Raw genomic sequence first — 13512 nt, forward strand, 5'->3', positions numbered from 1 at the left:
GTCAGACCGTCAGCGTGCCGCGGGCGGCCTGCTCGAGCCGCGCCGCGTCCCTGATCGTGATGTAGCGTGCGTCCATGTCCAGCGCGCCCTCCTGCTGCAGAGCCGCCAGGCTTCTCGACAGGGTTTCGGGCTGCACTGCCAGCAGCCCGGCAATGTGCTTCTTGCTCGCCTCCAGGCGAAAGCTTGTCGGCTCGCCGCGGTCGCGATACTGGTCCAGCAGATAATGGGCCACGCGCAGATGGGCGTTCTGCAGCGCCAGCGATTCGATCTGGTTGATCTTTTCGTGCATGCGCCGGCTCAGCGTGCCCAGCAGGCGGAAGCAGGCCTGCGGATCGTTGTTCAGGGTCTCGACCAGGTCGTCGGCATCGAACCCGATCAGCTCGCTGGGTTTGAGGGCGGCACAGTGCACGGGGTAGACCCGCTTGGACATGAACAAGGTGGCCTCGGCGAAGCTGCGCCCCGGATTGATGATGGCGATGATCTTCTCCTGGCCCAATTCCGACAGGCGGTAGAGCTTGAGCTGGCCGCGCCGGCACAGCCAGATCCGGCGGGCCGGGTCGCCGTGGTGAAACAGATGCTCGTTGCGCTCGACGGTCACGATGCGGGCCTTGTCCAGAACGCGCCCGGACTCGGCCTCGTTGAGGCCGGCCAGCAGCGCAAACTGCTGCAGCTCGTCGACGCCGGGCTGTTGGGTCTTGCTCATGGCAGGATGCTCTTGTACGGCCCGTCGGGCGAGCCGATATTGACGTATAGTGAGTAAAGCAGCATCTGTCATGCCTCTTATTGATCACGATCAAAGATCGGTCGGGCCAAGTTCGGCCGCCCCATGAATCCGGAAACAATGCACTCGAGAACAGTGAACTGACGAGCAATGAACGACAAACAACAAGATGAAGCCGAGCTGATCGACTGGCTCAGCCCGCTGTTTCTCGGCGCCTACGCCGAAAACAACGAGCTGTTCGAAAAGGTTCTGGTGGAGCTGCTGCGCGACCATGTCTACTGGCGCCGCAACATCCACCCCGAAGACCGGCCGCAGATTCCCGTGCTGGCCGACACCGGTCCGGAGTACCGGCGCTTTGTCGGCCGCATGAAAAGCGAACTCCATGGCCTGACCGCGCGGCTGAAGAACTCCGCGCCGTTCTTCAACCCGCGCTACATTGGCCACATGGCCTCGGACCTGCTGCTGCCCGGCCTGATCGCCCAGCTGGTCACGACGCTCTACAACCCGAACAACGTCACCGACGAGTCCTCGCCGGTAACCCTGCCGCTGGAGCTCGACCTGGGCCGGCAGCTCGCTGCCATGTTCGGCTACAACACCGACCCCGAAGTCGAGCCCTGCGCCTGGGGCCACGCCACCTCCGGCGGCACCATCGCCAACGACGAGGCGCTGTGGTATTTCCGCGCCGTGCGTTACTGGCCGCTGGCGGCCGCCCGGGCGATGCGCGAGGCGGGTTTCGATCCCGGCGAGTTGCCAGGCGGGCCGAGCGACTTCCTTCAGGCCAGCGCGCCCGAGCTGTTCAACCTGTCGATCGACCGCGTCATCCGGCTCCGCCGCGATCTGCTGGCCGCCGTTGACCGCAAGCTCGATCAGCGCGCCGCGCGTGATCTTGCCGAAGCCATCGAGAACGAGCGCGTCGAGTCCCTCGGCATGGCCGAGTTTCACCTGCGCCACCCGGAGCTGGGCACGCCGGTGGTGCTGGTGCCGGATACCGCGCATTACTCCTGGGAAAAGGCGCTCAAGCTGCTCGGCCTGGGCAGCGCCCAGCTGGTGCCCGTGGCCGTCAACGAGCGCATGCGCCTGGACGCCGACGCGCTCGACGACAAGCTCGCGGCCCTGCACGAGAGCAAGCGCCCGGTGCTGGCGGCAATCGGCATTCTCGGCACTACCGAGTTCGGCTCGATCGACCCGGTCCACGAGATCGTCGCTGCGCGTCAGCGCTGGCGCCGCCGCGGGCTGGATTTCGCCATCCACATCGACGCGGCCTGGGGCGGATATCTGGCCAGCATGTTCCGCCACCCCGACGGCACCCTGATCGACCGCGACGACATGCGGCGCGACTTTCACTACTTTCCCACGCCCCGCGTCTATCAGGCCTTCGCGGCGCTGCGCCACGCCGACTCGATCACCGTCGACCCGCACAAGCTGGGCTATGTGCCCTTCGGCTGCGGCGCCTACGTGGCACGCGACCGCGGCATGACCGACTTCATCAGTCAGAAGGCCGCCTACGTGTTCGACGAATCCGAAGCCACCGCCGATTCGGAATACGAGCGCCGCTTCCGCAACCTGGGTCAGTACATTCTCGAAGGCTCCAAGCCCGGTGCGGTAGCCGCCGGTGCCTGGCTGAGCCATCGCGTGCTGCCGCTCGATGCCGAGCACATGGGCCGGCTGTGCGGTGAGACCATTCGCAACTGCGAATACTTCTTCCGCCACATCGACCGGCTGCGCGACGAGCTCGCCGGCATTGCGCGGGTGGTGCTGCCTTTCGTGCCCGACACCAACCTGGTGTGCCTGGCCATCAACCCCGCCGGCAATCGCTCGCTGGCGAAAATGAACGCCTTCGGCCGCCGCCTCTACGCTCACCTGGACGTCGGCGAGGAGATCGACATCCGCACGCGCGAGTTCTTCGGTTCACGCACGCTGGTCCAGCGCAGCAAGCTCAGCAGCCAGGCCGCCGAACACATCATGACCGAGCTCGATCTGGACCCCGCCAGCTTTACCGAGGCGCCGGACGACTCCGGCGACCAGGCCGACAGCATCTTCCTGCTGCGCCACACGCTGATGAACCCCTGGCTTTCCGGCCGCGACGAAGGCCTGAACTATCTCGATCGCTACAGCCGCTATCTCGCCGCGCTGGTCAAGCGTGAGCTGGCCGATGCCGATGTCGGATAGCCGGTGAATACTACCCCGATGAAACTGCAAGGAGTCTTGACATGAAAAGCGCGATTCACGGCCTTACCCTGCTGATCCTGACGCTGGCGCTGTGCATGCCGGCAGCCGCCGAGAAGGCCGACCACGAACACGAGCACGACCAGGCGCATGATCATCAGGCGATGCAGACCGGCGCCGATCTTGATCTCGAGCGCCCTGAAACCGGCCAGTGGGCCACGGACGCATCGCTGCGCCAGGGCATGGCCGGCATCAGAGACGCCTTCGAGCCGGCCCACGATGCCTACCGCAATGACGAGTTCGACGCCGAATCCGCCGCCGAGCTGGCCGCGACCGTCGACGATCAGGTCAACTTCATGTTTGCCAACTGCCGGCTGCCCGCCGATGCCGACGCCGAGCTGCACAAGCTGCTGGCAGCGGCCCTTGGCGCAGCGCGTTCACTGCGAGAATCCGATGATCTGCACGCCGGCCTGCACCGACTGCACGAAGTGCTGCAAGCCTACGCCGAGCACTTCGATCATCCCGGCTGGGCGGCGCGGCGATAGCTCGACAGCAGCACGAACAGCACGCCCAGCGCCAGCATCCACGCGGCTGCGGCCAGCAGCAGTCCGGCCGCGCTGCCGGTCGATAGCAGCCGGGCGACGGTGGCCAGGCTGATCAGACCGGTCATGGTCATGAAAGCGGGGCCGAAGCGGGTCAGCTCATGGCGCAGGCGCAGCAGCCGGGTGCGCAGCATGATGCAGCTCGTCAGCGTGCCCAGGGCGCCGATGGTGATGGCGTGGGTGGCTGCCGGCCGCGCCAGGCCGAGATCGAAACCACGGCTGAGGCCCAGCAGGATCAGGCCCAGCGCCAGCCAGCCATAGCCAACTCCCAGGCAGAGCAGATCGGGCCGCCCACCGCAGCGCCACAGCTGCCAGCGCAGCAGTCGAATGCTGGCCAGCATGCCGGCGGCGATCAGCAGCAGGCCGTGCAGCATGTCCAGCGCCGCGAGTGATCCGATGAGTGCGGCAAGCGGCCCGGTCAGCGCAGCGCCGATCATCGTCAGCAGAATGGCACCTTCGATACGCGGCTGCACTCTGGCTTCCATGCTGCCGCCGCTGCGTTCGATAACGCCGGCTGCGGCCGGAGCAATCAGGCGCCCGCCGAAGAACAGCATCAGCATGGCGAACAGCACCACCGCCTCGCCTGCCACCACGTAGAGCGCAAAGCCGCCGCCGCGCGCCAGCACCAGGTGAAAGGCCGCTGCGCAGGCGCAGATGGCCAGCACCAGCGGGCCGGTCAGACGGTTGCGCCACTTCTTGGCCGCCTTCATGAAGCGCGGCGCGGCGGTGGCCGCCACCACGCTGGCAAAACCGATGTTGGCGACCGCGGCCAGCACGCTTTCAGGCACAAACAGAAAAGCCAGGCGGGCACAGAACCACAGCGCGAACAGCAGCCCGAGCCGGGTTCCCGGCACGCGGTTGACCAGAAAGCCGCACACCACCGCCAGCGCGTAGCCAAACAGCAGTTCGTGAGCGTGTCCGGCCGGGCTCTGAAGCCCCGGTGGGGCGGTGATCAGCCCGGTCCAGCCGGCCGCAAACAGCGGCAGGGCCAGCGCGCCGTAGAGCGCGGCCAGGGGAAAGAACCAGGTTTCGGTGATGACGCGCTTGACCACGACCGGATTCGGCCGGCCTGCCGGGATGAACTCTGCCATAATATGTATTCTACATACTTAATCGGCGTCATCGTCTCCGCGATGGCGCCAGTCAATGGGGCGGGCGGCCCGCGTTCGTCCCGGGAGCACGCATCATGGCCCGCCAGTTCAATCCTCGTTTCAAGGCCTGGGAGTGTATCGGCTGCGGTCGCATCGAGGCGCCGCAGCCCTGTCTGGGCATCTGTCAGGATCGCGCCGTAGAGCTGGTGCGCGCTGACGACTATCAAGCGCTGGCGGCAGACAACGCACAAATGCGCGAGCTGATCCTGCGGCTGGCGCGCACCCGCCCGCGCGACGGGCAGTGGGAGGCAGGCTATCGTGCCCTGCAGGCGCGCGCCAACGAACTGCTCGACACCCTCGAGCGCCCCGACGGCGCACCGTCGGTGTCAGAATAGCGCCTGTCAACCGCCAGAAAGAAGAAAAACCCATGGCCATCGAACTTGCACTGGAAGACCTGCTTGCTGCGCACAAGCGTATCAAAGAGCGCATCATTGCCACCCCGCTGACCGCCAGCGAAACCCTGAGCGCCCGCTTGGGTTCTTCGCTGTCACTCAAGCACGAGAACCTGCAGCTGACCGGCTCGTTCAAGTTTCGCGGCGCCAGCAACAAGCTCGCCGAACTGAACCGCCTGAGCACCCCGGTGGCCGGCGTGGTCGCGGCCTCGGCCGGCAATCACGCCCAGGCAGTTGCGCACGCCGCCCGCCGATTCGGCTTGCCCGCCACCGTGGTCATGCCCGAAACCGCACCGATGACCAAGGTGGTGGCCTGCCGCGAACTGGGCGCGCGCATCGAGCAGGTCGGCACCAGCCTGGAAGAGGCGACCGAGCGCGCCCGCGCTCTGGCCGACGAACACAACCTGGTGTTCATTTCGCCTTACGACGATCTCGACATCATTGCCGGTCAGGCCAGCTGCGGCCTGGAAATGCTCGCCGCCATGCCGGAGATGACCACCGCCGTGGTGCCGCTGGGCGGCGGCGGCCTGCTTTCCGGCATTGCCCTGGCGATCAAGCTGCAGCGCCCGGACATCCGGCTGATTGGCGTGCAGGCCGACGCGGTGGCCCCGTGGCGGCATTTTCTGGACGACGGCAGCTTCGAGGCCATTGACCCACAGGCCAGAACCATTGCCGACGGCATCAGCGTCAAGGCCCCCGGCGAGCTGACCCGCCAGGTGATCGCCGAGCACGTCGACGAGATCGTCACCGTCGATGACAATGCCATCGCGCGGGCCATCGTCAGCCTGCTCGAAACCACCCGCACCATTGCCGAGGGCGGCGGCGCGGCGGCTCTGGCCGCCCTGCTCGAAGACCGCATCGAACTCGGCTCCGACGAGCGCGTTGCCTGCGTGGTTTCCGGCGGCAATATCGACATGTCGCTGGTCGGGCGCTCAATCGACTACGGCCTGGCCGCCGGCGGACGCCTGCTGAGCCTGGCGGTGACGCTGCCCGACCGTCCCGGCAACCTGGCCGGCCTGATCGAGCGGGTCGCCAAGCTGGGCATGAACGTCCGCGACGTGCGTCACCGCCGCGGCGAGCTGCACGTGCCCGTCGGGCTGACGGAAATCACTCTGGAGCTGGAAACGCGCGACAGCGCCCATCAGCTCGAGCTCTTCGAGCTGCTTGAAAAGGAAGGCCTGGCGGTACAGGCGCTGACCCATCCGGAGCAAAGCCGCTGACTTGCAGGGCCTGCCGGCAAGGCGTATCGTGGATGCATCAATCCAGACAAGCGCCTGGAGGATGCCGTGGATACCGACAGCTACACGCCCGCCATCTCGTTCGAAAAACTGCTTCGGCTGGCGCGCAAGTACGGCCCCGAAACGCTGGCCGGGCAGACTCTGCCTTCCGATCAGGGCAGTCGACAGCAGGTCGAGCAGGCGGTCTGCCCCTGCGTGCGCGGCGAGCCCTGCGTTGTCGAAGCGGTTGCCGACGAGCTCGAGCGCATGACCCGGGTCTTTCGCCAGCAGCAGCACGAGCTCAAGCCCGACGGGGCCCCGAAAGGCAAGGCGTCGCTGCTCGATGACTCCGTTGACGACGCACCGCCGGACGAGCCATGAACCCGCGCCGTCTGATCATTCGCGACTCATCCGATCGCCCGCTCAACGAGCATCCGCGCCGCTTCCCCGTGCCCGCGAACTTCGGCCTCAACCGCCGCTCGCGCATGCGCGAGGGCAAGTGCTGGCCAAGACCGGCAGACGCCGCCGCGCCGCTGGAGCTGTCGGTCTATCGCTACGATCCCGATCAGGACAGCTCGCCGCGCATCGACACCTATACCGTCGATACCGAGCGCTGCGGGCCGATGCTGCTCGACGCGCTGATCCACATCAAGAACCATATCGACCCGACCCTGACCTTCCGGCGCTCCTGCCGCGAGGGCGTGTGCGGCTCGTGCGCCATGAACATCAACGGCCGCAACTGGCTGGCCTGCACCCAGCCGATCGAAGAGCTCAAGGAGCCGGCGCGCGTCTTTCCGCTCAACAACCTGCCGATCATCAAGGATCTGGTCGGCGACCAGACGCATGCCATCGCGCAGTATCAGAGCATTCGCCCGTGGATACGCACGCAAAGCCCGGCCCCGCCCGACCGCGAACGCCTGCAGTCACCCGAAGACCGCGCCCGGCTCGACGGCTTCTACGAGTGCATCCTGTGCTTCTGCTGCACCTCGGGCTGCCCCAGCCACTGGTGGAACGGCGATCGCTTTCTGGGCCCGGCTACCCTGCTGCAGGCCTGGCGCTGGCTGGCCGACAGCCGCGATGAGGCCACCGGCGAACGCCTCGATGAACTCGAAGACCCCTTCCGGCTGTATCGCTGTCACACCATTCTCAACTGCACCCGCACCTGTCCCAAGGGCTTGGAGCCGGGAACCGCAATCGCCCGAATCAAGCAGGAGTTGCTCAAGAGAAAATTCTGATCGACTTTCCTGATCATGTACGCCGTTCAGCCGGCCCGGGGCTTGTTGTTCTTGAAACTGCAGTTTCGAAAGTCACCGATAAACGTACGTAACCAGGCCAACTCTTGAGGTAATCGACAATGAACAAGCGTCAGGTCAACATTCGTCGCGTCTACGACAAAGCGGAAAAGAACGAAGGCACCCGGGTACTGGTCGATGGCGTCTGGCCGCGCGGCGTGTCCAAGGAAGACGCCGGCCACCATCACTGGTACAAGGAGCTGGCGCCCTCCGACGAGCTGCGCAAGTGGTTCGACCACGACCCCAAGCTGTGGGCCGCCTTCAAGCAGAAATACCGCAAGGAACTGCGCGACGACGACGACAAGCAGGAATTGCTCGAAGAGCTGGCCGAAATGGCCCGCGACCACGGTCTGGTGCTGCTCTATGGCGCGAAGGACGAAGAGCACAACCAGGCGGTCGTGCTGCGCGAAGTCATTCAGGAAATGCTCTGACCGCCAGGCAATTCCTGGCTACGCCTTTCACTCAGCCTGCTCGAGGCTTGCTGCTCTTGATCCCGCAGATTCAGTAAAACAGAACCTTGTAACCACGGAAAACACGGAGAGACACGAAAGGAAGTCTGTCGATCGAACTCCTGAGGTTCATGTTCCGTGTGTTTCCGTGGTTTCCAGAATATGGAAAGCCTGGACTGCGGGTCGGAGCGTGGCTGATTTACATACATAATCAGGTTGGCTTCAATCTGTGGTTTCTTCAACCGCAGCTTCAGGTGACGCCCTACTCGCGCCAGTAGTTATTGGCTGCCGCCACCGTCTGGAAGTACATCGCCACGGTCTGCGAGACGGCGATCAGGTCTTCGGCGTCCTGGCTGTAGCGCGGGCGCTGGTCGAACAACACTTCCTTGTCGGGCTGGGTCGTGACCACGGCGCGCCGGGCCAGCGACACGGCCAGGTCGAAGCCCTCGGCCGGCGTGTCGGTCATCAGGCTCAGGGCGTCGGCGCCGTCGGAAGACTTGTCCTCGTCGGCGAAGACCGGCGCGGCCACCAGCGCCAGGGCGGCGATCAGTGCAATCAGGGTGCGTTGCATGCTGCTTCTCCTTATTTCGTGCCGAAAGTCGGATCAGCTTATCATGCAGGGTGAATGAATTAATCAGCCGACGCGGGCGGCCGACGGCCGGCCGCCCGCACGAGGTTCACTGCGACATGTTCGGGTGCGGACTCGACAGCAGTTTGATGTCGATATCCTCGCGCAGCCAGCGGCCGCCGACCGGACCCCGATCGGTCAGGTCCAGGCGCATGATGCGATTGTTCGCATCGGCCTCCATGCGCTGGCTGTTGATCTGCAAATCGAGCGTGCCGGCCGACTGGGTGGTGGTCTCCACCGGCTCGCAGGTGCGGCAGAACCCGGTCACGTGCAGCATGTCGATCTCGATCCCGGCACCCACCGAGCCGTAGGGCAGGGTGTAGTCGGCGCCGGCGGTGCCGATCGACCAGGTCGGCTCGCCGGCATCATCGTAGTAATAGACCACGGTGTTGATGATCGGGCGCGGGCCGTAGTTACGCGTCATCACGCTCAGCCCCCAGCCGGAGTCCTCGGGATCGGCGGCATACCACGAGCCCGAGCCTTCTTCGGGGAAGGCCGGCTCGCGGCCGAACATCAGCGGCTCCAGGCACCAGGTGCCCGACCCGTCGGGCAGGTCGAACTCCAGCACCGCAAACAGCCACTTGGAGTTGCCATCAGGGTGGTACTGGCGGCGCTCGGCGCAGGCCGGATGATCGATGGCCGGGTCGAGGTTGAGGCGGACCGTGCCCGAGCGGCCGGGGTCGGCCTGGGCCTTCGGGTGGCGCCCCTCATCCCAGGTGACATAGTCCAGCCCGGCCTCGAGGACCATGCGGTCGTCCAGCTCGCCGGTGGCGATGTACCACTCGGGGTTGCCGTCGGAGTCATAGGTGTAAAAATGCAGGAAGTGCTGCATCGAGCCATCGGCGCGCTCGACGCGCCGAAAGTCCAGGCCGTGGCCGGAGCGCTCCGGGTCGTACCAGTGCCGCGGCAGGCGCCGGTCCTGGATCGACCAGGTGCCCCGGGCGTAGCCGAGATCGAGCAGAATGTCGCGCTCAATACCCACCTCCTCCTGGGGTGCGTTGACGACGATCCAGGGGCGCATTAAGTCCTTGCGTGGCTCCCACTGCGCCAGCTCGTCGCCATCCTCGTTCATCAGGTGGAATGAGAAGAGGTTTGCGTTAGTTGAATTGGTCGGGTCGTCCAGGCGCGGGCCCGGCTCGGCGGTGTGCCGCCAGGGGTTGTGCTCGCTCGGGCTGGCGATCGGACCGTAGAAGTGCTGCCGCGTGCCGGTCCGGAACCACTCGCCGTCGCGCTGCGCCAGGATGTCGTACGGCCGGTCCAGCCAGGGCCGCGGCGGCTCGAACGAGGCGAGGTAGGCCTGGGATTTGGTCGGCCAGCTGAAGCCCAGGACGTGCATCATCTCGTGCTTGATCAGGGCCGTGATGTTGGGCCGTCTGGGCTTGCTCCAGTCCTTGAGGTTCTTGTCCCAGCGCCACCAGGTACCGGCCCGCGATCCGCTGGTGCGCTCAAAATCACGCAGGATCGTGATGTAGCCGGTCACCGCGCTGACCTGGCCGGGATCGGTGATCAGCGCCTCGTTGGGCTGCTGGACCTGGCCACACAGGCCGACTGACCTGCCTCCGCTCCGGGCGCGGCAGGCGTCGGTGCCGGCCTCACGCTCCCAGACGGTCAGCGGGACCGAGTAGAAGTGGCGGGTGTGCTTGGTAAAGCCGCCGCCGAGGGGGCCGGAGTTGGGCCCGCGCGCGCGCAGGCGCCCCGGCGCCGGGGTCTCGGGCTCGATGAATCCGCGATCGATCCAGCTGGAGGCAGAGCCGGTCGCCCGCAGGTTGTCTTCGAAGGTCGTGGCCAGAATCCGGATGGGCAGAAAACCGTCGAAGTCGAGGTGGTCGAGCAGCTCCTCGGTGGCCTGAAACAGAATCCAGCGCATCGCCTCGCCCTGGGTCGTGCCGGGATTGTCGCCGTCGGGCTCGCGCGGGGTGGGGTCGAAAAAACCGACCTGCTGCGCCTCCTCTTCGGCGTCGTAGTACAGCCGGACCGCCAGCGGGGCGCGATAGGTCGAGCCGCTGAAATACACCCGCACCGTCCCGCTGGTCGGCCAGATACCGAGCTGGCCGATGGCGACGTGCCAGGACTTGCCGGCCGGCGCCGGGTCCATGTCGCGCGTGATTAAGAGGTAGTGATCAATCCCGCGCTCTCTGGCGTTCTCGCTGCGGTAGGCGGCCTGGTTGATAGCGTGAACATCGATCGGCTTGCGGTCGAACGGGCCCTCCGGTTGCGGAAAGCTGCCCTCGACGAACGGGTTATGGGGGCGCAGGTACAGGCCGGTCTGCCCCTGGTCGAGCCCCTGCTCCTCGACCGGCTCGTCGGGGACATACTCAACAAGCATCATCCGGGCCCAGTCCGGGGCCTCAAAGCTCAGGACCTGGACCAGGCGGTTGTTGTTTCTGTTGTCCCAGTCGATCGGGATGTCGACGCGGACCTCATGGCGCAAGTGGCCCTGCTCGCGAACCAGGTCGATGGGATTGATGTAGTCGGCCGGGACCAGCCCAGCCTCTGGATCCTCGGGCCGGGGATGGCCCTCGCGCATCAGGCGGCTGGCGGATTTCGCCAGCGGTGCGGGCTGTGAGCGTGGGCGCGGCATGGGCTTGAGCCGACCTTCGGCCTGCAGCTGGGCCAGCCGATCGCGCATTCGGGTATCGCGGTCGGCACCAGCCTCGCAGCGCAGCGGCCCGGCATCAATGGCCAGCGGGCAGCCGAGCGCGGTGTAATCGCCGGCATGGGCCTGCATGGACAGCAGCAGCCAGGCGCCGGTCGCCAGAAAAACGGGGTTAAGGGTCTTCAGGATCTTGCGGGTCATGGTCTCCCTCGTGGCTCATTCCGGCGGCCCGTCCTCCCGGTCGGGCCGATCAAGGCGTGGCTCACCCGGTGTGCGTACCGGCAGAGGCGGAACGCACACCGGGCGGGCGCGAATGCGAAGGAAGGTATGACGGGGCTCTGGCTAGCGGTTGGCTGTCGCAACGATGGTGATGACAACATCCGGGCGACTGTCGGTCCGGACCCCCTTTGCCTGCTTCGCCATCGGGTTCAAAGCTACGCCGCGGGCGGCCGGGGTGTCAAGCGCGGGCATCATTTCGACCGGGCAGGCGCGGGTGCCGCCTCCCTGGCGCGGGAAGCGGGCGCAACGTCCGGCTGGTTGCACTCAGGCCGATTGGCTCTGCTCTTCGCGCACGCGCTGCTGGGCGCGGCGGAAGGCGTTTTCGATCTCGGCGTTGTCGAACAACGGCATCGGCTGTTCGGGATCGGGGTCACGCAATGTGTAGACGGCGCCGCAGTATGCGCACATCTCGCGCCCGGAGCGGTGAACCGGTATATAGACGCGCGGGTGGGCGTTCCAGACCTTCATTGCGGGCGTGGGGCACGACAGCGGCAGGTCTTCCCAGCCGACTTCATACTCCTGCTGTTGGCAGGCGGGCCCGAGCTCACCTTCCTTGCGCTTGGCGACCATGGGGGTTGTCTCCGCGGTGGTTACATGACAAACCGTACATGATACCGGCTTGCGCAGGCTCATGGTGAAGGGCGGCGGCTTTTTCGTTTCTGATCGGGATCAAGCCCGCCAGCCGCCGCTGCGTGCTACGGTCGGGTGCACGGCATCCCCGGGATGAACACCAGAGGAGTTGCAAGCGACATGACCATCGATGTGGCCATCGTTGGCGCCGGGCCGGCCGGGCTGTGCCTGGCGCGCGCGCTCGACGGGCTGGGGCTCGACATTCGCCTGTTCGACGGCGCGTCGGAAGACAACCTGGCCGAACCGGCCGAGGACGGGCGCGAGATTGCGCTCACCCACGCCTCGCAGACGCTGCTCGAGCGCATCGGCATCTGGCAACGGCTGGACGCCGCCACCCTCAGTGAGTTGCGCGACGCGGCCGTGTTCGACGGCGAATCGCCGCGGCCGATGCGCATCAGCCACGCCGACGGCGGCAGCGACCGGCTGGGCACTCTGGTGGCCAACCACCGCATCAGAAAAGCGGCCTGGGAGGCGGTGGCCGCGCAGCAAGGCGCCAGGGTCGAGGCCGGGGTCAGGGTCGAGGGCACGGCGCTCACGGCGACGGGACGCCGCCTCGAGCTGTCCGACGGCCGTTCGGTCGAGGCCGGCCTGGTGATCGCGGCCGATTCACGCTTTTCGAGCCTGCGCCGCGCGGCCGGCATCGGCGCGCGCATGCGCGATTTCGGCTGCAGCATGTTGCTGGCCCACGTCACCCTCGAGCGCGATCACGAAAACGTCGCCTGGGAGTGGTTCGGCTACGACCGCACCCTGGCGATGCTGCCACTCGTCGGCCGCCGGGCCTCGGCGGTGATTACCCTGCCGCACGAGCAGGCCGGCCGCCTGGCTGAATGCGACGAGGCCGACTACAACCGCGAAGTCACCGCCATGTACCGGCATCGCCTCGGCGAGATGCGTCTCGACAGCCGTCGCCACCTCTATCCGCTAGTCGGCGTGTGGCCCGACCGGACGGTCGCCGAGCGCCTGGCGCTGGTCGGCGACGCCGCGGTGGGCATGCACCCGGTGACCGCGCACGGCTTCAATCTGGGTCTCAAGGGCGTCGAGATCCTGTCTCAGGCGATGCACTCGGCCGCCGGGCGCGGTCTGCCGGTTTCCGATCGCTCGGTGCTGGCCGCCTATCAGCGCCGGCACCGGATGGCCAGCCTGCCGCTGTATCTGGCCACCGCCACGGTGGTGGGGCTGTACACCAACGATCACCTGCCCGCGCGCGTGCTGCGCCGCTCGGTGCTGCGGGTGGCCAACCGCATCGCGCCCTTCCGTCAGGCCGTGGCCGGGCAGCTGACCGGCCGCGGTGTCTTGCCTGGGGCTTGATAGGCTTCAAGCCCTCGAAACCGCAGATGGCGCAGATTTCAAGAAAGTCAGAACCTTGTAACCACGGAAGGCACCGAATAC

At 66.4% G+C, this 13512-nt stretch carries 13 protein-coding genes; 8 read left to right on the top strand and 5 right to left on the bottom strand.

The annotated features are described in order from the left end of the window. Window position 1: 1 nt before the first annotated feature. Window positions 2–703 carry a Crp/Fnr family transcriptional regulator gene (locus ACEWQZ_RS05260; RefSeq protein ID WP_476482021.1) on the bottom strand — a complete coding sequence of 234 codons (702 nt, stop codon included), beginning with the start codon at window positions 701–703 and terminating at the stop codon, window positions 2–4. 168 nt (window positions 704–871) lie between these two features. Between ACEWQZ_RS05260 and ACEWQZ_RS05265 the strand changes: the two genes are divergently transcribed. Both ACEWQZ_RS05265 and ACEWQZ_RS05270 read left to right on the top strand, forming a co-directional pair. After that, window positions 872–2890, top strand: a complete 2019-nt coding sequence (locus tag ACEWQZ_RS05265; RefSeq protein ID WP_476482022.1) for a pyridoxal phosphate-dependent decarboxylase family protein — start codon at window positions 872–874, stop codon at window positions 2888–2890. Window positions 2891–2931: 41 nt separating this feature from the next. After that, a complete protein-coding gene (locus ACEWQZ_RS05270; RefSeq protein ID WP_476482023.1) occupies window positions 2932–3432 on the top strand; it encodes a hypothetical protein in 501 nt (166 codons plus the stop codon). Here ACEWQZ_RS05270 and ACEWQZ_RS05275 read toward each other — a convergent pair. Continuing rightward, entirely contained in the window at window positions 3405–4580 is a 1176-nt protein-coding gene (locus ACEWQZ_RS05275) for an NnrS family protein (RefSeq protein WP_476482024.1), read from the bottom strand. The two genes, ACEWQZ_RS05270 and ACEWQZ_RS05275, sit on opposite strands and share 28 nt — an antisense overlap. 95 nt (window positions 4581–4675) lie before the next feature. On the opposite strand from ACEWQZ_RS05275, the gene ACEWQZ_RS05280 reads away from it, so the two are divergent. The 5 genes from ACEWQZ_RS05280 (at window position 4676) to ACEWQZ_RS05300 (ending at window position 7972) form a co-directional block, all read left to right on the top strand. Then, window positions 4676–4975: a hypothetical protein gene (locus tag ACEWQZ_RS05280; RefSeq protein WP_476482025.1), complete on the top strand. Its 300-nt coding sequence runs from the start codon at window positions 4676–4678 to the stop codon at window positions 4973–4975. Between the two features lie 32 nt (window positions 4976–5007). Next, window positions 5008–6252, top strand: coding sequence for a threonine ammonia-lyase (gene ilvA, locus ACEWQZ_RS05285; RefSeq protein WP_476482026.1), 1245 nt, complete (start codon window positions 5008–5010; stop codon window positions 6250–6252). A 66-nt stretch (window positions 6253–6318) separates the two neighbouring features. Beyond that, window positions 6319–6630, top strand: a complete 312-nt coding sequence (locus ACEWQZ_RS05290) for a hypothetical protein (protein ID WP_476482027.1) — start codon at window positions 6319–6321, stop codon at window positions 6628–6630. A gap of 104 nt (window positions 6631–6734) precedes the next feature. Continuing rightward, window positions 6735–7484 carry a succinate dehydrogenase iron-sulfur subunit gene (locus ACEWQZ_RS05295; RefSeq protein WP_476482102.1) on the top strand — a complete coding sequence of 250 codons (750 nt, stop codon included), beginning with the start codon at window positions 6735–6737 and terminating at the stop codon, window positions 7482–7484. A gap of 119 nt (window positions 7485–7603) precedes the next feature. After that, on the top strand, window positions 7604–7972 hold the full coding sequence (locus tag ACEWQZ_RS05300; protein ID WP_476482028.1) for a DUF488 domain-containing protein: 369 nt from the start codon (window positions 7604–7606) through the stop codon (window positions 7970–7972). A 280-nt stretch (window positions 7973–8252) separates the two neighbouring features. Here the strand turns inward: ACEWQZ_RS05300 and ACEWQZ_RS05305 are convergent, their stop codons facing one another. From ACEWQZ_RS05305 to ACEWQZ_RS05315, 3 genes are all read right to left on the bottom strand, one after another. Next, window positions 8253–8561 carry a hexameric tyrosine-coordinated heme protein gene (locus ACEWQZ_RS05305; protein ID WP_476482029.1) on the bottom strand — a complete coding sequence of 103 codons (309 nt, stop codon included), beginning with the start codon at window positions 8559–8561 and terminating at the stop codon, window positions 8253–8255. Window positions 8562–8667: 106 nt separating this feature from the next. Continuing rightward, the gene (locus tag ACEWQZ_RS05310; protein WP_476482030.1) at window positions 8668–11415 is read right to left on the bottom strand and encodes a hypothetical protein; all 2748 of its coding nucleotides are present in this window, start codon (window positions 11413–11415) and stop codon (window positions 8668–8670) included. Between the two features lie 342 nt (window positions 11416–11757). After that, window positions 11758–12063 carry a zinc-finger domain-containing protein gene (locus tag ACEWQZ_RS05315; RefSeq protein ID WP_476482031.1) on the bottom strand — a complete coding sequence of 102 codons (306 nt, stop codon included), beginning with the start codon at window positions 12061–12063 and terminating at the stop codon, window positions 11758–11760. 180 nt (window positions 12064–12243) lie between these two features. Here ACEWQZ_RS05315 and ubiM point away from each other — a divergent pair, with 180 nt between their 5' ends. Continuing rightward, window positions 12244–13431 (top strand): 5-demethoxyubiquinol-8 5-hydroxylase UbiM, encoded by a 1188-nt coding sequence (gene ubiM / locus ACEWQZ_RS05320; protein WP_476482032.1) that lies wholly within the window; start codon window positions 12244–12246, stop codon window positions 13429–13431. Window positions 13432–13512: the final 81 nt, after the last annotated feature.

Source organism: Wenzhouxiangella sp. YN1 (genome assembly GCF_056324145.1).